General features: G+C 69.5%; 19 protein-coding genes. 9 read left to right on the top strand and 10 right to left on the bottom strand.

Going from position 1 to position 20150, the window contains the following annotated elements; translation table 11 throughout:
- Positions 1 to 39: 39 nt before the first annotated feature.
- Together N5096_RS07680 and N5096_RS07675 are read right to left on the bottom strand one after the other, a co-directional pair.
- Entirely contained in the window at positions 40 to 291 is a 252-nt protein-coding gene (locus tag N5096_RS07680; protein ID WP_267663756.1) for a hypothetical protein, read from the bottom strand.
- A gap of 143 nt (positions 292 to 434) precedes the next feature.
- Positions 435 to 986, bottom strand: coding sequence for a DUF7523 family protein (locus N5096_RS07675; RefSeq protein WP_267663755.1), 552 nt, complete (start codon positions 984 to 986; stop codon positions 435 to 437).
- 127 nt (positions 987 to 1113) lie between these two features.
- On the opposite strand from N5096_RS07675, the gene N5096_RS07670 reads away from it, so the two are divergent.
- The 4 genes from N5096_RS07670 (at position 1114) to N5096_RS07655 (ending at position 7537) form a co-directional block, all read left to right on the top strand.
- The gene (locus N5096_RS07670) at positions 1114 to 1983 is read left to right on the top strand and encodes a CbiX/SirB N-terminal domain-containing protein (protein ID WP_267663753.1); all 870 of its coding nucleotides are present in this window, start codon (positions 1114 to 1116) and stop codon (positions 1981 to 1983) included.
- Between the two features lie 2 nt (positions 1984 to 1985).
- Positions 1986 to 3203, top strand: a complete 1218-nt coding sequence (locus N5096_RS07665; protein ID WP_267663752.1) for a DR2241 family protein — start codon at positions 1986 to 1988, stop codon at positions 3201 to 3203.
- A gap of 136 nt (positions 3204 to 3339) precedes the next feature.
- The gene (locus N5096_RS07660) at positions 3340 to 5973 is read left to right on the top strand and encodes a DNA topoisomerase I (RefSeq protein ID WP_267663751.1); all 2634 of its coding nucleotides are present in this window, start codon (positions 3340 to 3342) and stop codon (positions 5971 to 5973) included.
- Between the two features lie 64 nt (positions 5974 to 6037).
- Positions 6038 to 7537, top strand: coding sequence for a PAS domain-containing sensor histidine kinase (locus N5096_RS07655; protein ID WP_267663750.1), 1500 nt, complete (start codon positions 6038 to 6040; stop codon positions 7535 to 7537).
- Between the two features lie 30 nt (positions 7538 to 7567).
- On the opposite strand, the gene N5096_RS07650 is transcribed toward N5096_RS07655, so the two are convergent.
- The 5 genes from N5096_RS07650 to N5096_RS07630 all read right to left on the bottom strand — a co-directional run bounded on the left by N5096_RS07650 (position 7568) and on the right by N5096_RS07630 (position 11372).
- The gene (locus N5096_RS07650) at positions 7568 to 7945 is read right to left on the bottom strand and encodes a DUF192 domain-containing protein (protein WP_267663749.1); all 378 of its coding nucleotides are present in this window, start codon (positions 7943 to 7945) and stop codon (positions 7568 to 7570) included.
- A 94-nt stretch (positions 7946 to 8039) separates the two neighbouring features.
- The gene (locus tag N5096_RS07645; protein WP_267663748.1) at positions 8040 to 8294 is read right to left on the bottom strand and encodes a glutathione S-transferase N-terminal domain-containing protein; all 255 of its coding nucleotides are present in this window, start codon (positions 8292 to 8294) and stop codon (positions 8040 to 8042) included.
- A 252-nt stretch (positions 8295 to 8546) separates the two neighbouring features.
- Positions 8547 to 9926: an NCS2 family permease gene (locus N5096_RS07640; protein ID WP_267663747.1), complete on the bottom strand. Its 1380-nt coding sequence runs from the start codon at positions 9924 to 9926 to the stop codon at positions 8547 to 8549.
- Between the two features lie 148 nt (positions 9927 to 10074).
- Complete coding sequence (locus N5096_RS07635; protein WP_267663746.1) at positions 10075 to 10788, bottom strand: phosphoribosyltransferase family protein; 714 nt, start codon at positions 10786 to 10788, stop codon at positions 10075 to 10077.
- Between the two features lie 128 nt (positions 10789 to 10916).
- The gene (locus N5096_RS07630; protein ID WP_267663745.1) at positions 10917 to 11372 is read right to left on the bottom strand and encodes a DUF7529 family protein; all 456 of its coding nucleotides are present in this window, start codon (positions 11370 to 11372) and stop codon (positions 10917 to 10919) included.
- A gap of 126 nt (positions 11373 to 11498) precedes the next feature.
- Here N5096_RS07630 and N5096_RS07625 point away from each other — a divergent pair, with 126 nt between their 5' ends.
- Genes N5096_RS07625 through N5096_RS07605 form a run of 5 tightly spaced genes read left to right on the top strand, consistent with a single transcriptional unit; the run spans position 11499 to position 17509 of the window.
- Positions 11499 to 13139: an ABC transporter substrate-binding protein gene (locus tag N5096_RS07625; protein WP_267663744.1), complete on the top strand. Its 1641-nt coding sequence runs from the start codon at positions 11499 to 11501 to the stop codon at positions 13137 to 13139.
- Between the two features lie 33 nt (positions 13140 to 13172).
- Positions 13173 to 14165: an ABC transporter permease gene (locus tag N5096_RS07620; protein ID WP_267663743.1), complete on the top strand. Its 993-nt coding sequence runs from the start codon at positions 13173 to 13175 to the stop codon at positions 14163 to 14165.
- Between the two features lies 1 nt (position 14166).
- Positions 14167 to 15186, top strand: coding sequence for an ABC transporter permease (locus N5096_RS07615; protein ID WP_267663741.1), 1020 nt, complete (start codon positions 14167 to 14169; stop codon positions 15184 to 15186).
- A complete protein-coding gene (locus N5096_RS07610) occupies positions 15183 to 16457 on the top strand; it encodes an ABC transporter ATP-binding protein (protein WP_267663739.1) in 1275 nt (424 codons plus the stop codon). The genes N5096_RS07615 and N5096_RS07610 overlap by 4 nt, the downstream gene beginning before the upstream one ends.
- Complete coding sequence (locus N5096_RS07605) at positions 16454 to 17509, top strand: ABC transporter ATP-binding protein (protein ID WP_267663738.1); 1056 nt, start codon at positions 16454 to 16456, stop codon at positions 17507 to 17509. Before N5096_RS07610 ends, N5096_RS07605 begins: the two co-directional genes overlap by 4 nt.
- Before the next feature lie 43 nt (positions 17510 to 17552).
- Here N5096_RS07605 and N5096_RS07600 read toward each other — a convergent pair whose 3' ends face one another.
- From N5096_RS07600 to N5096_RS07590, 3 genes are all read right to left on the bottom strand, one after another.
- Positions 17553 to 17969 (bottom strand): thiol-disulfide oxidoreductase DCC family protein, encoded by a 417-nt coding sequence (locus tag N5096_RS07600; protein ID WP_267663737.1) that lies wholly within the window; start codon positions 17967 to 17969, stop codon positions 17553 to 17555.
- A gap of 185 nt (positions 17970 to 18154) precedes the next feature.
- Positions 18155 to 18967 (bottom strand): hypothetical protein, encoded by an 813-nt coding sequence (locus N5096_RS07595; protein ID WP_267663735.1) that lies wholly within the window; start codon positions 18965 to 18967, stop codon positions 18155 to 18157.
- 68 nt (positions 18968 to 19035) lie between these two features.
- Positions 19036 to 19878 (bottom strand): polyprenyl synthetase family protein, encoded by an 843-nt coding sequence (locus N5096_RS07590; protein ID WP_267663734.1) that lies wholly within the window; start codon positions 19876 to 19878, stop codon positions 19036 to 19038.
- Positions 19879 to 20150: the final 272 nt, after the last annotated feature.

Raw genomic sequence — 20150 nt, 5'->3', positions numbered from 1 at the left:
GATCGACCCACAACGACCGCCGACGCCATCGGTTCCTCGTCACTCCCGTCGACCGGCCGGGCGTCTGGCGGTCGGTTCGTCGGTGCCGAACAGGCGTTTCCGGAGCGTCCCGCCGCCCGCGTCGCCGGCGAGCAGCCCGCGGTCGCGGAGTTCGGGCAGTAGAAGCTTCGTGACGCGACCGAGGGTCCGCTGGACGAGCGCGGGCATGACAACGAAGCCGTCGGCGCCCGCCGCCGACCACCGCTCCGACTCGGCGGCGACCTCAGCGGGCGTGCCGGCCGGCTCCGGCACAACGACGGGGGAGTGACTGCGGTCGGCGTACGCAAACAGGTGTACACCGGCTATTGAGCCACGGACCGGCTGAACCCGCCGCGGCTCGCCGCAGTGACGCCGTCGTCGCCGCAGAGACGCCGTCGCCGGTGTCAGTCTCGCGCTTACGGCTCTCCGTCGACTGGCACCGCAGACAGCGCGTCCTCCGTGACTCGGACCGCGGTCGCGCCGTCGCGGCGACCCACGACGACGACGATCACGTCCCCGGCGACGCCCGCGGCCCCGACGTCGACGTCGCCGGCGTCGAGGCGGCGGAGGACGGCCCCGAGCGCCCCGGCGTCGACGTCGCCGGTCGCGACGATTGCCGTTCGGCGCCCCTCGGGGACGACCGCCACGCCGCCGACTCGGAGGAGGGGGTCTGCGTCGCCCGTGGACTCCCCGGCGGATCCGGCGTCGCCCGCCTCATCGGTCACCCTCACCCCGCTTCGCATCGACACGCTCGCGGCGCGCTCGGCGGTCGCGTACGCCGGGAGTTCCTCCCGGAACCGCCGGAGCGCCGTCGCGATCGCGTCGGTGTCGGCGTCGCCGCCGCCGAGGTCGGCCTCGTCGGCGAGCCACGCGGCGGCGGCGCTGTGGTTCAACACGCCCGCGCGGAGCGCGTCGAGGACGAACGGGCGGGCCCGGGCCGCTTCGCGGGTGTCGGCTGCCAGCGACATGGTCGTGGCTGCGGTGCCAGGCGGCATGGCGATTTCGGTCGGCGGCCGCGGAGGATGGAACGCGGTCGGATTCCCGCGAGCCCGCACGCTCCGAAGTCCCTAAGAGCCGCGCGCCCCCAGCGTGGGTATGCAGTCGCTCGTCATCGTCGCACACGGCTCGCACCTCAATCCGGGGTCGAGCGCGCCGACGTACGACCACGCTGACACCGTCCGCGCGACCGGCGCCTTCGACGAGGTGAAGACCGGCTTCTGGAAGGAGGAACCGCACTTCCGAGAGGTGCTCCGCACCGTCGAGGGCGACGAGGTCTACGTCGTCCCGCTGTTCGTCTCGGAGGGGTACTTCACGGAACAGGTGATCCCCCGCGAGCTCCGGCTCGACGGCTGGGACGTCGCCGACTGGGACTCCGACGGCCTCTCGGCCGACCAGGCCACGCTCGTCGCCGAAGACATCGACCGGGAGGTCCACTACTGCGGCCCTGTGGGCACCCACCGCGCGATGACCGACGTGATCGTCCGGCGAGCCGAGTCGGTCACCGGCGACCCAGACGTCGGCGACGACGTCGGGCTCGCCGTCGTCGGCCACGGCACCCAGCGCAACGAGAACAGCGCGAAGGCGATCGAGTACCACGCCGACCGAATCGCCGAGCGCGACCGCTTCGAAGAGGTGAAAGCGCTGTACATGGACGAGGACCCCGAAGTCGACGACCTGCCGGAGTTCTTCGAGAGCGACGACGTCGTCTTAGTCCCCCTCTTCATCGCCGACGGCTACCACACCCAGGAGGACATCCCCGAGGATGTCGGGCTCTGCGAGGATTACACGGATGGGTACGATGTCCCCACGGACGTGGACGGCACCCGGATCTGGTACGCGGGCGCCGTCGGCACCGAGCCCCTGATGGCCGACGTCGTCTTAGAGCGCGCGGCCGACGCGGGCGCCGACGTCGAGGACGCGCTCGACGACGTGCGCGAGACCACCCGCGTCGCCACGGGGGACTGACCGTGGCCGACTCTGCTCCCGCGAGCGCCGACGCGGAGGACGGCGAGGCCGAGCGTCCCGACCCCCCCGACATCGACCTCCCGAGCGACGCCTTCGACGCGGTCCTCGACGCCCTCGACGGTCGTGACCCCGACGAGCCCCTCCGGTTCGAGGGGTTCGGCGTCGCCCGCGACGACGGTGACCGCGAAGGCGATGCCGCGGGCACGTACCGCCTCGACCCCGCCGACGACGACCCCCGGACCGGCCTGAGCGAGCGCGAGCTCCACGAGGCCCTCGACGAGCGCGCCCCCGCGGTCACGGACTGGTACGCCTTCGAGCGCGTCGTCGGCGAGTTCGGCCCGCGACGCGCGTTCCTGCGCTGGATCGAGGACGCCGACGGCGCGACGGTGGCAACCCGGTACGCCGCGCTCGGGGAGGGGATCGAGCGCGCGTGGGGCGAGCTGAAGGTCACGGCCACGATAACCGACCGCGGCGAGCGCCGGTACGACGTGCGCCACGCCGACGACGCGGGCGTCCCGATCGACGAGCTGGACGCCTACGACGACCCGCTCGACGCCCGCGATCTCGTCAAGCTCGACGCCAAGGGGCGCTACCGCCCGCTCAAGACCGCGCCGTCGCTGGCGGGCGGGTGGGTCTTCCCCGACCTCGGGCCCCGGGACGCCTACGAGGCCGTCGAGACGGTCTACCCCGCGACGGTCGCCAACTGGCACCGCGAGCGCGAGGGCGAGCTGGACGTGACCAACTGGCGCGAGACGATGGAGCGGCAGTCCGGCATCTACGGCGTCGTGAAGACGTGGGACCGCGGTGAGGGGTACGAGCACGTCAACTGGGTCGCGGAGGCGTGCTGCGACGACTCGCAGTGCCTGAAGCGCCGCGAGTGGGAGTACGACGACGAGACCGACCTCGACGTCGACGGCGGGGACGGCGTCTTCCCCTGCCGCGAGCCCTGCTCGGTCGTCGTCTCGGCCGCCCGCAAGTGGACCCGCCTGGAGAGCGAGCAGCCCCGGACCTACGAGTTCGAGCTGACCCCGAGCGAGAAAGAGCAGGTTGAAGACGTCATCGACGCGGTCGCCGACGGCCGGACCGACGAGATCCGCGAGGCCGACACGAAAGAAGGGGCGAACCGCTACCGCACGCGATTCCTCCGTGCGAAGCTGTTCGACGAAGACGGGACCCTCGGCGGCGTGCCGACCGAGCCGGACGAGGACGACGGGGAGTAGAGCGCGCCTCGATGACCGGTGCGCCTCGATGACCGGTGCGCCTCGATGACCGGTGCGCCTCGAACCGTACAACGCGCGCGCGTTCTTTAATTGTGTCACGAAACCTTTAGACGGGAGACCGGCATATTCCGGGGTAATGAGTCGCGGCCCCGAGCTGATAATCACGGAGAAAGACAACGCAGCGCGCCGCATCGCCGAGATCCTGAGCGGCGAGTCCGCGACGACGGAGCGGCAGAACGATGTCAACGTGTACAAGTGGGGCGGCAAGCGCTGTATCGGCCTCTCTGGCCACGTCGTCGGCGTCGACTTCCCCGCGGAGTACAACGACTGGCGGGATGTGGAGCCCGTCGAGCTGATCGACGCGCCGGTCACCAAGGAACCCACGCAGGAGGGGATCGTCGCCGCGCTCCGCAAGCTCGCGCGCAACGCCTCCCGGGTCGTCATCGCGACCGACTACGACCGCGAGGGCGAGCTGATCGGGAAGGAGGCGTACGAGCTGGTGCGCGAGGTGAACGAGGACGCGCCGATCGAGCGCGTCCGGTTCTCCTCGATCACCGACAACGAGGTGACCGAGGCGTTCGCGAACCCCGACGAGCTCGATTTCGATCTCGCCGCCGCCGGCGAGGCCCGGCAGGTGATCGACCTGACGTGGGGCGCGTCGCTCACCCGCTTCCTCTCGCTGTCCGCCCGCCAACTCGGCGACGACTTCATCTCCGTCGGCCGGGTGCAGGGGCCGACCCTCAAGCTCATCGTCGACCGCGAGCGCGAGATACAGGCGTTCGACCCCCAGTCCTACTGGGAGCTGTTCGGGAACCTGACGAAGTCCGACGGCGACCCCTTCGAGGCGCGCTACTTCTATCTGAACGACGAGGGCAACGAGGCCCAGCGCGTCTGGGACGGCGACGTCGCCGAGGCGCTCACCGAAGCGCTCGACGCGGCCGACGAGGCGGTCGTCGACGACGTCCGTCGCCGCACGCGCACCGACGACCCGCCGACCCCGTTTAATACCACGGCGTTCATCCGGGCGGCGGGCTCGCTCGGCCACTCCGCCCAGCGGGCGATGTCGCTCGCAGAGGACTTGTACACCGCCGGCTACGTCACCTACCCCCGGACGGACAACACAGTGTACCCCGAGGACCTGGAGCCCCGCGAGCTGATCGAGGAGCTCTCGGCGGCCTCGACGTTCGGGAAAGACGCGAAGGGCCTCCTCGACCAGGAGGCGATCGAGCCCACCGAGGGCGACGAGGAGACGACCGACCACCCGCCGATCCACCCGACCGGAGAGCTCCCCTCGGCGTCGGATCTCTCGGAGGACGAGTGGGAGGTGTACGAGCTGATCGTCCGCCGCTTCCTCGCGACCTGCGCCGAACCCGCGACGTGGGAGCGGCTGCGCGTCGTCGCGCTCGCCAACGGCGGGGCCGCGGGGATCGCCGAGGGCGCGGACGGGCTCGCCGCCCTCCGAAGCCCCGAGGACGCCGACGGCCCCGGCGACCTCGCCGCCGACGGCGGGCTCCGGCTGAAGGCGAACGGGAAGCGCCTGCTGGAGGCGGGCTACCACGACGTCTACCCGTACCGCTCCAGCGACGAGCGCATCGTCCCGGACGTCGAGGTCGGCGAGACGCTCGCGCTCACCGACCGGCGGACGGACGCGAAGGAGACCCAGCCCCCCCGCCGGTACGGCCAGTCGCGGCTCATCGAGGAGATGGAGAAGCGCGGCGTCGGCACGAAGGCGACCCGCCACCGCACTCTCGAAAAGCTGTACGACCGCAACTACATCGAGAGCGACCCGCCGCGGCCGACCCGGCTCGCGGAGGCGGTCGTCGAGGCGGCCGAGGAGTTCGCGGACCACGTCGTCAGCGAGGAGATGACCGCCCAGTTGGAGCGAGACATGCAGGCGATCGCGGCCGGCGAGAAGGAGTACGAGGAGGTGACCGAGGCGTCCCGCGAGCTCCTCGACCGCGTGTTCGAGGACCTCACCGACTCCCGCGAGGCCGTCGGCGACCACCTCCAGAAGTCGCTGAAGGCGGACAAGACGCTCGGTCCCTGTCCCGAGTGCGGCGCGGACCTCCTCGTCCGGAAGTCGCGGCAGGGCTCGTACTTCGTGGGCTGTGACGGCTACCCCGACTGCGAGCACACTCTCCCGCTCCCCTCCACGGGCAAGCCGCTCGTCTTAGACGAGAGCTGCGAGGAGCACGACCTCCGGCACGTGAAGATGCTCGCCGGCCGGAAGACGTTCGTCCACGGCTGCCCGCAGTGTAAGGCCGACGAGGCCGACGACCAGGAGGACGAGGTGATCGGCGCGTGTCCCGAATGCGGAGAGGGCGCGGCTTCGCCGGGCGACAGAGGCGGTGAAGCCGCTGACGCCGGCGGGGAGCTCGCGATCAAACGCCTCCGCTCCGGCTCCCGGCTCGTCGGCTGCACGCGCTACCCCGACTGCGACTACTCGCTGCCGCTCCCGCGCCGCGGCGAGATCGAGGTCACCGACGAGACCTGCGAGGAGCACGGCCTCCCGCACCTCCGGGTCGACTCCGGCGACGAGCCGTGGGAGCTCGGCTGCCCAATCTGCAACTACCGGGAGTTCACCGCCCGGCAGGAGGGATCCGAGCTCCAGGCGGTCGAGGGGATCGGCGAGAAGACCGCGGAGAAGCTACAGGACGCCGGCGTCGACGGCGTCGACGACCTCAAGTCCGTGGATCCGGACGACCTCGCGGCCGACGTCGACGGCGTCGGCGCCGACACCGTCCGAGACTGGCAGGCGAAGGCGGACTGAGAGCGAGCCTCCGGCTTCCGGACCCACAGACATATAACCGTCAGACGCGTCAACGCTCTTACGTATGGGGCTGGACCGCGACACCGACTCGTCCGGAGAGAGCGGTCCCCCGGCTGGAGGCGAAGGCGACTCGACGGAGGAGCCGCTGATCGCCTCCGGGAGCGACGCGGTCCCTCCCGTCCTGCGGTCGTTCGTCGCCGCGGTCCCGACGCCCACCCTCGCCTGCGACCCGGAGAGCCGCGCGATCCGCGCCGTTAACGGCCCCGCGGTCGACCTCCTGGACCGCGACCGCGGCACACTGACGCTGATGGGCCTCACCGACCTCGGGGAGACGGAGACGACCGTCGACGGCGACCCGCTCGATGCGGTCGTCGCCGCCGCGCGCGACGCCGACGGTGTCACCCGGTTCGAGTGGACCGTCTCCGACGCCCCGACGCGCCGCCTCGAACTTGCCGTCCACGCGGCGACGGTCGCGGACCGCGAGTGGCTGATCGTCGGCCTGACGGACGTGACCGACCGAGTCACCGCCGAAGAGCGGCTCCGATCGCAGCTCCGGGTCACCGATGCGGTCGCCGCGACGGTCCCGGCCGCCCTGTTCCAGTGTACCGCACGCGGCACCCTCTCGCGGTGGAACGACCGGCTCGCCGCGGACGTCGGGTACGGCGGAGAGGAGCTGTCCGGCACCGCGTTGACCTCGCTGTTCGACGACGGTAGCCGCGACGCCGTCGCCGACGCCCTCCAGTCGGTTTACAGCGAGGCGACGGGCGCCGACTGCGAGGCGACGCTCGTCACCCGCTCGGGCGAGCGCGTCCCGTACCGGCTCTCGCTCGGCCCGGTCACCGACGGCGACGGGGTCGTCGGCGTGGTTGGGGTCGGCGAAGACCTGACCGAGGCGTCGCTTCGGGAGGAGCGGCTCGCCGTGTTGACGCGCGTGCTCCGGCACAACTTCCGGAACGACCTCAACGTCATCACGGGGTTCACGCAGCGGGCGATCGCGGAGACCGAGAACCCCGGGCTCGCCGCCGAGCTGGAGCGCGTCGTCGACACCGCCGAGCGGTTGTTGCGCGTCGGCGAGACCTCGCGACGGGTCGAGCGCCTGCTCGCGGACCGACCGGCCCCCCGGCCGGCGGACCTCGCGGACGCCGTCGACGAGGCCCTCGCCTCCCTCCCCCCGGAGATCCGCGAGCGCGCCGACATCGAGGTCGACGTCCCGCCGGGCATCGCGGTGTCGGCGGTCGGCTACCTCGCCGAGGCGATCGCGGAGCTCGTCGACAACGCGATCCGGCACAACGACGCGGACCGGCCCTCCGTGAGCGTCACGGCCGCCGAGCTCCCCAGCGAGTCGTGGACCTCGCTCGTCGTCGCCGACGACGGCCCCGGAATCCCGCCCGCCGAGCGCGCGGTGCTCACCGGCGAGGAGACGCCGCTGGAGCACGCCAGCGGGCTAGGGCTGTGGTACGTCAACTGGATCGTCAGCGCCGCCGGCGGCAGCTTCGACATCGGCTCCGCGTCGACCGGCGGCACGCGGATCGAGATCGAGCTCCAGACGCCGAACGGGGAGTGAGGTCTGGGAGGCCCCGGGCCACCGCCCCCGTCACTCGACGAGCCGGACCTCGTCGCCGAGCGCGACCTCGTCGGCGGCGCCCGCGGGGAGCTCGACGACCGTGTCGGCCTGCCCGCGGCCCAGCCCCACGAACGGGGCGAGCCGCTTCGTCTTCCGCACCTCCCCGTCGACGAGCCACAGCGCGTCGATGGCGAACGGGACGAACAGCATGTGGAGCCACTGCGTGTCGGCCCCGTCGAACGGGAACACGAGCGCGTAGCCGTCCGGAACCGAGCGCCTGAACATCAGACCGCGACCCTGTTGAAGCGTCGACCGGGCGACGTCGACGTCGTCGGCGAGGAGGGCGGCCTCGGGGTCGTCGGGCCCCGTACCGCGCTCAGATCGGTGGCTGCGGTGGACGAGTCGCACGCCGTGTACGTTGCGGGCGTCGGATAAATAGCCTCGCGATCGGGACCGCGGGACGCCGTCCGGGAGGCGGCCTCGGTCGCCCCGCGCCGCAGACTTAGCTCGCGTCGCCGTACGTCTCTTCGAGGTACTCGACGATGTCGTCGCTCTCGGGCATCGCGTCGATCCCGTGTTCCTCGTCGATCAGGACGGGCACCCCGGTCTGGCCGCTGACCTCCTCTACCTCGGTGCGCTCGCCGTGCGAGCGCGGCACCATCACCGACTCGTACTCGAGGTCGAGGTCGGCGAGCTTGGTCTTCACTTTCGCGCAGTACGGGCAGCCCTCCAGTTCGTAGAGCGTCAGGTCTGTCATCGTTTTCGTTACGGCGTAGACGCGTAAAGATGTACGGTGGGCGGTGCGCGCGGCGCGCACGGGCGGCGTTCGCATTTAAAAGGCCTCGCGCCGCGGTTTAAATGCCCCCGCGCCGCGTCGTCGACGCCCCCGCGCCGCGGTTTAAACGCCCTTGCGCCGCGGTTTAAACGGCTCCGCGTCGTCGACGCCCCCGCGCCGCGGTTTAAACGCCCTTGCGCCGCGGTTTAAACGGCTCCGCGTCGTCGACGCCCCTCAGAGGATGACGCCGCGCGTCTGCAGCACGTAGTAGGCCGCGAGCAGCGCCGCGATGGCGTACTGGCCGAGCGCGACCTCGTCGTAGTCGCCGACCGCGACCTTGATCAGCGGATACGCGATGATGCCGGCCGCCAGGCCGTCGGCGATCGAGTACGCGAACGGCATCACGGTGACCGTGAGCCCCGCGGAGACGGCCCACGCGGGGTCCGACCAGTCGACCTCGACGAGCCCCTGCAGCATCATCACCCCGACGACGATCAGCGCGATGAAGGAGGCGTATTCCGGGATAGCGGCGACGACGGGGATCACCGCGAGCGAGGCGACGAACAGCAGCGCGACGACGAGCGCGGTCAGCCCGGTACGGCCGCCCTCCTCGACGCCCGTCGACGACTCGATGTACGTCGTCACCGTGGAGGTGCCGAGCACCGCGCCGGCGGTCGTCCCCACCGCGTCGGCCATCAGCGGCTTGTCCATGTCGGGGAGGTCGCCGTCATCGTCGAGGAAGTCGCCGAACTGCGAGACGCCGATGAGCGTCCCGGCGGTGTCGAAGAAGTCGACGAAGAAGAAGGTGAACACGACCAACACGAACGTGAGCGGCTCGATCTGCGTCAGGCCGTCGACGAACGCCCCCGCGAGCGGCGAGATGTCGTACTGCGCGCTCGGGAGCGTCTCCGGCGTGACCGTGCCGCGCTCGAAGACGCCGGCGAGGGTGAGCCCCCAGCCGACGACGGAGGTCGTCAGGATGCCGATCACGATCGAGCCCGTGACCCCGCGCGCCCAGAGGCCGAAGGTGAACACGAGCCCGAGCAGCCCGAGGACCGCCCACGGGTTCCCGAAGATCCCGCCGAGCGTGACGAGCGTCGCGTCGTCGGGGACGACGATCTCGAGCTCCTGGAAGCCGATGAACAGGAGGAAGAGGCCGATACCGGCGCCGACCGAGCGCTTCACCGGCTCGGGGAACAGCCGGATGACGTACTCGCGCGCGCCGACCGCGGTGAGCAACATGAACAGGACCCCCTCGACGAACACCGCGGCGAGGGCCGTCTCCCACGGGATCCCGAGCCCGAGCACGACGGTGAACGCGAAGAAGGCGTTGAGCCCCAGCCCGGGTGCGAGCCCGAACGGCCGGTTGGCGTACAGCGCCATCACCAGCGTCGCCAGCGCGGACGAGAGGACCGTCGCGATAGCGATCATCTGGACCACCTCGAAGAACTCGTAGCCGGGGATCTGGATCGCCTCCGCGAGGATGAACGGGTTCACGACGATGATGTACGACATCGCGAGGAACGTCGTCAGTCCCGCGACCAGCTCCGTACGGACGTCGGAGTCGTGCGCTTCCACGTCGAACCGGGCGGCCAGCGTGTCTGTAAGCCCCATTGAACAGGTGTGAATTCCTCGGGATCGGATGATAAGCCTTGCTGAACGAGCCCGCGTAATGTACAGGAATGTGCGTATTTTACTCGTCTCAGAGGTCAATCAGCTGAGTAAAATGCGTGAACGTGCGTACTCTTTCCGAACGGCGCGCCTACTCGAACGTCGTCAGCGCGCCGACCGGGGCGTCCGTGATCTCCCGCGCGCGCTCCATCCCCTCGTCGCCGACGGCGATGAGGGTGAACACGCCGGTGACGTCGGCGTCGGCTTGGAGCGCGATGTCGAGGAGGAGTTCCTGCGTCTCGCCCGACCGGATCAGGTCGTCGACCACGAGGACGGTGTCCCCGGCGTCGACCGCGCTGGCGGGGAGGTAGTAGGTGAGTTCGATCCCGGAGGCGAGCCGCTGGCGCGACTCGATGAACTCCTCGACCGCGGTCTCCTTCGACTTCTTGGCGTACGCGAGCCGGGCGTCGAAGAAGGAGGCCATCGCCGCGCCGAGGGTGATCCCGTCGGTGGCGGCGGTGAGGACGACGTCGGGCGACTCGAACGCGAACGTCTCCGCGGCGACGGGCGCGACTAGGTCGAGGAACGACTGATCGAAGACGACGCCGGAGTTGTCGACGTACCCCTCGTCGTCGAACTCGACGCGGGCGATCAGCTCGTCGGCGAGCGCGTCGCGTCCCACCGCCTCGACGACCTCGCTCGCCCGGTCGGCGCCTGGCAGGACGTGCCCGTTCACGTACCGGTTTAAATCGCCTGACGGGAGCCCGGTCACTTCGGAGAGCTCCTCGTACGTCCGCGTCTCCTTCAACATCCGCAACACGGCGACCGCCTGCAGCTGGAGGGCCGCCTTTTCTGCTCGGTTCATGTAGATGATCGTGATCGCACAAGTATGAATACGTCGAAGTGTATTCCGACAGAAATACACACGGGCGTGGCTGCCACGGCCGTGACGAGACGGTAGGGCACCGATTTCCGCGTCGGGAAGAGCCGACCTTAGCCGTCGGTCGCGTCGAGGAAGACCGCCGGCTCGTCCACCTCGAACTCGACGACGTCCCGGTCGTCGAGGGGACGGAGCCGGACCGTGAGCGCGCCGGTCGCGTCCGCCGCTGCCCGCAGCTCCTCCAGCTCGTCGCTCCCGAGGTACGTCGGCACGCAGACGGCGACCGAGGCGTCCCCGTCCTCCGCGACGACGAGGCGGTACTCGACGCCGTGCGCCGCGGCGGCGTACACCCGGATCGCGTCAACGTCGGCGTCGCCGACGACCCCGTTCGCCTCCTCGAACTCCGGGCCGGGGAGCAGCACGTCGATCCGCGCCGCGTCGGCGACCGGATTCACGTCGCCCGGGTGGGCGGCGACCGCCGTCCACCCCCGGTCGCGGTACTCCGTCGCCGTCGCGTCGCTGTCGGCGACCACGTCCCCCCAGCGCTCGCCCGGATCGGTCCGTCGCATGTCACGGTCGACCCGTTCGCCTCATAAATACCTGTCCAGTCGCCGTGACTGAAATCGGGAGGCGTGACGGCCGAGAGCCCCGCTCGCGTCGTTAGGTTCATAACGTTCCCTCGTATGAAGTAGCCTATGAGTCCTGACAACGACGATCACGTTAACAGGCGGACGATGCTCACGTACGCGGGTACCGCGGCCGCGGTTGGTCTCGCCGGCTGCTCCGGGAACGGTGGCGACGGGAGCGACGGCGGCTCGGACGGCTCGGACGGCGATGACGGCATGGACGGCGGCGACGGCTCGGACGGCGAGGACGGCTCCGACGGGGGCGACGAGACCTTCGAGGTCGGCGTCACCATGGGACAGATGGACTCCGGGCTCGACCCCCAGGACCACGCCGAGACGAACACCGAGATCATCGTCGGGCAGATGTACGAGGGGCTGCTCGACCGCGACAAGAAGGGCGGCATCATCGCCGGCCTCGCGAACGAGTGGGAGCGCACCGACGACGGCAGCGTCCGGTTCATGCTGCGCGACGGGCTCACCTTCCACAACGGCGACGAGGTCACGCCGGAGGACGTCCGGTACAGCATCCGCCGGATCGTCTTCGAGGACGTCGGCATCGTCAGCCCGCAGACGAACGACCTCGGCCCGGTCTCGGAAGTCACGACCGGCGACGGGCAGGTGACGGTCTCGTTCGACGGCTACAATCCGATCGCCTTCCAGCTGTTCGCGACGAACGGGCCGATCATGCAGCAGTCGTGGGTCGAGGAGCACGGCAGCGACTACATCAACCGGAACGCGAACGGAACCGGGCCGTTCCGCCTCACCGAGTACCAGTCGGGTAACGTGGTCCGCTACGGGCCGAACGAGGAGTACTGGGACGGCGCGCCCGCGGTCGACGAACTCACCATGAGCGCCTCCAGCGAGTCGAGCACGCGGGTCAACCAGCTGCTCGCCGAGGAGACAGACATCGTGACGAACGTCCCCCCGAACGAAGTCTCCCGGGTGGAGGGATCCGACGTCGCGTCGATCAACTCCGTGGCGAGCGCGCGGATCATCTTCCTCCAGATGCGCTACGACGTGGAGCCGTTCTCCAGCCAGCAGTTCCGACAGGCGATGAACCACGCGGTCGACGTCGAGAGCATCATCGAGAACGTGCTCAACGGCTTCGGCAACATCACCGGACAGCCGACGCTCGAGGGCCACGTCGGCCACAACCCCGACATCGATCCGTACCCGTACGACCCCGACGAGGCCGAGCGGCTCGTCGAGGAGTCCGGCCACGCCGGCGTCGAGATCACCCTGGAGACGCCGATCGGGCGCTACCTCCGCGACGTCCAGATCGCGCAGGCGGCGGCCAGCCAGATCGACTCGCTGTCGAACGTCTCCTGTGAGGTCCAGCAGCGCGAGTTCTCCTCGCTGGTTCAGGACGTCACCGCGCCGGACATCGAGGACCGCCCGCGCTTCACCCTCCTCGGCTGGGGGAACGGCGAGTTCGACGGGAGCCAGACGCTGACCCCGCTGCTCTCCTCGGAGGGCGCGCTGACGATCCTCAAAAACGACGAGCTGGATTCGCTGCTCGAACAGGCCGAGACGACGCAGGACCCCGACGAGCGCGTCGGTATCCTCCAAGAGGCGAACCAGCTCGCCCACGACCTCGCGCCGTGGGTGTTCATGCACCAGCAGTTCAGCGTCTACGGCGTCTCGAGCGACATCTCCTGGGAGCCGCGGGCCGACGAGTTCATCGACCCGGACACCGCCACCCAGCAGTAACGCGACCGCCACTACCCCTCTCTACCGTCATTAATGTCACTCGGAAGGTTCGCACTCAAAAGAAGCCTCCAGGGGGTCGGCGTCGTCTGGGGCGTCGTCACCGTCGTGTTCGCGCTCCGGTTCGTCACCCCTGGCAGCCCGATCAACGCGGTCGCGCCGCTCGACGCCTCTCAGGAGACGCGGCAGGCGATCGCGGCCGAGCTGGGTCTCGACCAGCCGCTGTACGTCCAGTACGGCCAGTACATCTTCGACCTGCTGCGCGGCGATATGGGGTTCTCCTACATCCGCGGCCAGGACGTCACGACGCTCGTGTTCGGGCGGCTGCCCGCGACAGTCGAACTGGCCGTCGCCGCCAGCGTCGTCGCCATCGTCCTCGCGATTCCGCTGGGCGTGATCAGCGCCACCCGGCGCAACGAGCCGATCGACTACGGCGCGACGCTGCTGTCGCTCGGTGGCATCTCCACGCCGAACTTCTGGCTCGGGATTATGCTCATCCTGATCTTCGCCGTGGAGTTCAACATCTTCAACACCAGCGGCCGCGGGGTCACCGTCGTCGACGTCGCCTTCTCGGTCGTCAACGCCGACCCGTTCGTCGGGACGCTCTTGACGTGGCTCGCGTACATCACGCTGCCGGCCATCGCCTTGGGGACGTACTTCATGGCCCTCATCACCCGGCTGACGCGGTCGGGGATGCTCGACGAACTCAGCAAGGGGTACGTCCAGGCCGCGCGGGCCAAGGGGCTCCCGCGAACCCTGATCCGCTATAAACACGCGCTCCGGAACACGCTGATCCCGGTGATCACCGTCCTCGGGCTCCAGCTCGGGACGCTGATCGGCGGCGCCGTCATCACGGAGGCGGTGTTCTCGTGGCCGGGGCTCGGATCGCTCGTCATCGACAGCATCAACAACCGGGACTGGCCGACGCTACAGGGCAGTCTCATCGTCATCGGGACGAGCTTCGTCTTCGTCAACATCCTCGTCGACGTGGTGTACGCCTACCTCGACCCGGAGGTGGTGACTGACTAACATGGTCTCTTCACGTGTCATTCGAAATCTCAAGAAGGAGTTCAGACAGAGCGGGCTCGCGAAGCTCGGGCTGGCGCTGGTGGTAATCATCGCCCTGACCGCCGTGTTCGCCCCCTTCATCGCGCCCCACAACCCGACCGACCAGCAGCTCAACCAGAGCGAGCTGCCCCCGATCGGCTTCTCGGAGACGGCGGAGCGGACCTCTTCGCAGATGGTTGACGGCGAGATCCAGACGGTCACCGAGGAGGTCGAGATCAACGCTGACCCCGACCACGTGTTCGGCACCGACGGGCTCGGCCGCGACATGTTCTCGCGGGTGGTGTACGGCGCTCGGACGTCGCTCGTTGTCGGCGTGCTCGGCACGCTGCTGGCGGCGTCGATCGGCGTTCCGGTCGGCTTACTCGCCGGCTACCACCGGGGACGCGTCGACGACGCGCTGATGCGGATCGCCGACATCAGCCTCGCGTTCCCCTCGCTCGTGTTGGCGGTCGCGCTGATCGGACTGTGGGGGCGGGCGGCGGTCAACGTCCCCGACCCGTTCGTCGTCGCCGGGCTCGCACCGGAGATGCCCGAAAGCTTCGTGTTGCCGATAACGGTGGTGATCGTCGTCGGCCTCGTCAACTGGGTGTGGTTCGCCCGGGTCGCCCGCGGGGAGGCGCTCTCCCTGCGCGGGCAGGAGTACGTGAAGGCGTCGCGCGCGCTCGGCGCCGACGATAACACGATCATCCTCCGGCACGTCCTCCCGAACGCGATCACGCCGATCATCGTGCTCGGGACGGTGCAGGTGGCGGCGATCATCCTCTTGGAGAGCTCGCTGTCGTTCCTCGGCTTCTCCGGGACCACGCTGTCGTGGGGCTTCGACATCGCGCAGGGGCGCGACTACGTCTCCTCCGGCCAGTGGTGGATTGCCTCCATCCCCGGGCTCGCGATCATGCTGTCGGTGATCGGGATCAACCTGCTCGGCGACTGGCTGCGTGACGCCTTGGACCCCGGCATCGAGGGCGAAGGGGGTGCCGCATGAGCGACGCCTTCGAGACCGGCGACGCGACCCCGACCGGAACGCCCGGGCCGGACGACGTGCTGTCGGTCCGGGACCTCTCGACCCGATTCTTCACCGAGGAGGGGCAGATCAACGCGGTGGAGTCGGTGTCGTTCGACCTTCGAGAAGACGAGATCCTCGGCGTCGTCGGCGAGTCCGGCTCCGGCAAGTCGGTGACCGCGCTGTCGCTCGTCGACCTCGTCGAGACGCCCGGCCGGGTCACCGCCGGCGAGGTGTGGTACCGCGACCCCGACCTCGCGGAGGAGTTCAGCGGGAACGACGGCGTGCGGGTCGACGGCGACCACGTCGACCTCCGGACCGTGCCGCCCAGCGTCCGGCGGTCGCTGCGCGGTCCCTCGTTCAGCGTCATCTTCCAGGATCCGATGAGCAGCTTCAACCCCTCAATCACGGTCGGCGAGCAGATCGCCGAGGCGGTCGAGGTACAGCGCCGGGCCCGGGCGAACCCCCGCTCGACGCGCTCGCGGACGCAGGGGTACGGGCTCGGCAAGTACCTCCTCGACGGGATCGTCCCCGGCCGCGACTACACCAGCGAGGGGAGCATGGAACGGGCGGCCGAACTGCTCGGACAGGTCGGGATACCCGACCCCGAGGAGCGCGTCGACGAGTACCCCGGCCAGTTCTCCGGCGGGATGCTCCAGCGCGCGATGATCGCCCAGGCGCTCGCGGGCGAGCCGGACGTGCTGATCGCCGACGAGCCGACGACCGCGCTCGACGTGACGATCCAGGCGCAGATCCTGAACCTGCTGAAAGAGATTCAGGCCGACCGCGGGATGAGTATCGTGCTCATTACCCACGACCTGGGCGTCATCGCCGAGATGTGCGACCGCGTCTGCGTGATGTACGCGGGCGAGGTCGTCGAGCGCGGTACGCTCGACTCGGTGTTCGAGGACACGGTCCACCCGTACACGCAGGGGCTGCTCGGCTCGATCCCGGACGTCGATGACCCGCAAGCGCGGCTCAAACCGATCACGGGCAACGTCCCGAGCCTGGTCGACGCCGAGATGGACGACCGGTGTTACTTTGCGGACCGGTGCCCGAAGGCGATGGACGCGTGCCTCGACAAGCCGCCCGAGGCGACGGTCGCCGACGCCGCCGACCACGGCGCCAAGTGCGTCCTCGCGGACCGCGAGTACGACCCAGCCGACGCGCTCCCGGACGACTACTTCGGCGGGAGCGGCGACGCCGCGGACCCCGATGCGGAGGCCGCGACCGACGGGGGTGACGGCGAATGAGCGACCCGCTGCTCTCCGTCGACGGGCTGAAAAAGTACTACGCGGACGACCCGTCGCTCATCGACCGCCTGCTCGGCCAGGAGTCGGAGAGCGTGAAGGCGGTCGACGGCGTCTCCTTCGACCTGCGGGAGGGAGAGACGCTCGGGCTCGTCGGCGAGTCCGGCTGCGGGAAGTCGACGACCGGCGAGACGGTGTTGCGGCTGCGCGAGCCCACCACGGGCAAGATCACCTTCGACGGGACCGACGTCCGCGGGATGACCGACGCGGAGCTGAACCAGTTCCGGCGGCGCGCGCAGATCGTGTTCCAGGACCCGTTCTCCAGTCTCGACCCGCGGATGACCACCGGCGACATCATCACGGAGGGGCTCCGGATCCACGACGTCGCCGACAAGGGGCAGCGCCGCGAGACGGCTCGGGACCTGCTCGAACGCGTCGGCCTCTCCGCCGACCAGATCGACCGGTACCCGCACGAGTTCTCGGGTGGCCAGCGCCAGCGGATCGGGATCGCGCGGGCGCTCGCCTTAGACCCCGACTTCGTCGTCCTCGACGAGCCGGTGTCGGCGCTCGACGTGAGCGTGCAGGCGCAGATCCTGAACCTGCTCGACGACCTCCAAGCCGATTTCGGACTCACCTACCTCTTCATCGCGCACAACCTCAGCGTCGTGCGCCACATCTGCGACCGGGTCGCCGTGATGTACCTCGGCGAGATCGTCGAGACGGGGCCGGTCGACGAGATATTCGCGGACCCGGCGCACCCGTACACGCAGGCGCTGTTATCGAGCGTCCCGCGGGTGACGACCGAGGACCGCGAGGAGGAGTTCGCGACGCTCCACGGCGACGTGCCGTCGCCCCGGAACCCGCCCGCAGGCTGTCGGTTCCACACCCGATGTCCGGAGGCGCGAGCGGCCTGCCGCGAGTCGTCGCCGCCGTCGTACGAGGTCGGCGAGGGCCGCTCGGCGACGTGTTTCCGCGCCGACGCGGACCACCCGTACTGGGAGAGCGAGCCGATCGAGGAGAACGCCCGGACCGCGGCCGAGGGCGCTGACGACTGATCGGGTCGGCGACGACGAGCCCCTCAGGGGCGGGTCGCCCCGCTCACTCCAAGAACCGCGACTGAACGTCGCCGGACGGCATCATGCACTGGTCTTTCTTGCCGAACCACTGGTACCGATGCTCGGCGACGAAGTCGTATATCCGGTCGCGGATCGATCGAGGTGCGTACCGGAACGGCGCGAGGAGCCGGTAGACGCCCCCGAGTCCCGTCGCGATCCGGATGACCGCCGCCGACTTCACGTAGCTCTCTCCGTCCTCGATCAGAACGACCGAGTCCAGCTCGTCGCTCGGCAGGTCGTGTTCGTCCAGCAGCGCCTGCCCGACGTCGGACTGGAGGGAGGCGAAGCGGTACCTCCCCCCCGTGTCGCGGGGGAGAACGAACTGCACGAACCCGCTGCAGAGGTTACAGACGCCGTCGAAGAGGATGACCGCGTCGTCGTCCGGGATCTCCGTGGGCATCGCTTGCCGGACGTACGGGCCCGTCTCGGTTCACGCTTCCGGTCGTTGCGACCAAGCGACTGTCGGAGGCACGTTCCAGTCCACGACGAGCGTAGCTGAGAGCTATCGAGTACGACTGCTCGGACGGGTTCGTCCAGAATGAGTGAGTCGGGCGGCCTCGACGAGCTTACCGGGGTCGTAGCCGGTCAAATTAACACCTCGGCGTCGATGAGTAACCGCTGCTTCGCTCGTCTGGCTTCCGGCCCTTCCGGAACGAGACCGGGCGTCGAAGCCTCGTCATCGAATCGATCTGGGTTCGGAGTGAGGGCTTCGAGCACCTCTGCGAACGCCGGTCCCCGTCTTCCGGTGAGATGCACGAACCCTCCATGTCGTCGCTGCTCGATCGGGGTTGAATCCGGCTCCGGGAATGCGTCGCGAATACGGTCGACGCTCTCGCGGAGGTATTCCGCGGCTTTGTGCTGCGAGTATTGGCTGTCCGCGTAGTACTGTTCCTGATCGCGGTCGGAGAGATCCGCCTCCGAGAGGGCCGAAGACTCGTATCGGACTGCGTCTGAGCTGACGTCGCCCGTGAGGAAACTGAGATTCACCGTGAAGCAGTCCGGATATCGCAGAATCACCAGCAAGAAAATCTGTTCGTCAACGGTGTAGCGTTCCTGCAGGCGGTAATAACACTCGAGATAATACGCCGCGAGCGCTCCGATCCAGTCGTCGCGTTCCCCGTCGAGATACGCGGTCGCGACGTCGTAGTAGTCCTCACCGGCGACCTGCTCCAAGCGGTACTCGAAGCTCCGTCTCATCTCGTTCAGCTCGTCCTCGTACACCTCCATTAACGGGACGTCTGGGTCGTCGAGTAACCGGCTTTTTCGCTCGCCGGCGTCCGCGATTCGCATCATATTCTCGTGAAGATCTCGTTCTGCCTCCACGTCCGGGAGCGGAATCCGAACTGCCTGTTGGCACAGCATATCTTCCCCGGAGTTCAAACGCTCGTGCCAATCCATGTTGGTATACTCTACTTGGACAAACACTAAAGCTTGAGGCCCGCCCTCTCTGGCTCTGATCGTCCGAATCAGCGCTCCCGCACGACGACGAACTCCGCGAGGTCGCGGAGGTACTCGATCGCCTCGGTCTCCGGCGGGTCGGCGTCGTCGAGCGCGGCCAAGGCGAGCTCCGACTGCTCCCGCGCCCGCTCGTCGATCTCCTCGGGGGTGAGCGAGGTGACCTGCACCACAGAGGGCCGGTCCATCTCGGCGTCCTGGCCCGTCGGCTTGCCGAGGTCGTCGGCGTCGGCGGTCGCGTCGAGCACGTCGTCGCGCATCTGGAACGCGACGCCGACGCGCTCGGCGTACTCGCCGAACGAGTCGATCGCGTCGGGGTCGGCGCCGGCGGCGACCGCGCCGAGCTCGGCGGCGGCCCGGAACAGCGCCCCGGTCTTCCGCCGAGCGAGCTCCATGTACTCCGCCTCCGTCGTCGGGCGGTCGGCGAGCTCGGTCGCCTCTCCCTCGCCGAGCTCGACCATCGCCTCGGCGACGGTCCGCATCGCGCGCGGCTCCGCCGAGAAGAGGCCGAACGCCTCGCCGAGCAGCCCGTCGCTGGCGACGATCGCGGGGCCGTACCCGAACTCCGCCCACGCGGAGGGGGTGCCCCGCCGGACCTCCGAGCGGTCGATGATATCGTCGATCACGAGCGACGCGTTGTGGACGAACTCGATCCCGGCCGCGAAGTCGACGGCGTCGTCGGGGTCGCCGTCGAACGCCTCGCAGGCCAGGATCGCCACCGCCGGGCGGACCCGCTTCCCGCCGGCGAGGACGACGTGGCCGACCTCGTCGGACAGCTCGTCGGGTTCGACCTCGTCGATGACGGCCTCCAGCCGCTCCTCGACCAGCGCGACCCGGCGCTCCAGGTACTCCATCTATCGTCCGGAGGCACCGGCCGCGCAAAGGCCTAACGGAACGGCGGCCGAACGGGGACTCGAACGACTGCGACGACGCTACCTCACCCCCGACTACGACGGTGGCGCGCGCTCGTGAGCGGCCGCCGAGGGCGGCCGCGAACAGCGAGGGACCTCCGGTCCCTCTGGCAGCCGGCGGCAAAGCCGCCGGCGACGACGCCGCGCGAGGGAGGCGGCGGTCCGGCGCGACCCTGCCCGCGCCGGGCCGTCCGCCGAGGTTGGGGAGGCGTGAG

The sequence above is a fragment of the Halorubrum yunnanense genome (assembly GCF_026586675.1).
GTDB lineage: Archaea > Halobacteriota > Halobacteria > Halobacteriales > Haloferacaceae > Halorubrum > Halorubrum yunnanense.
Note: the sequence above shows the minus strand (reverse complement) of the source record. Positions and strands in the feature narration are given on the sequence as shown.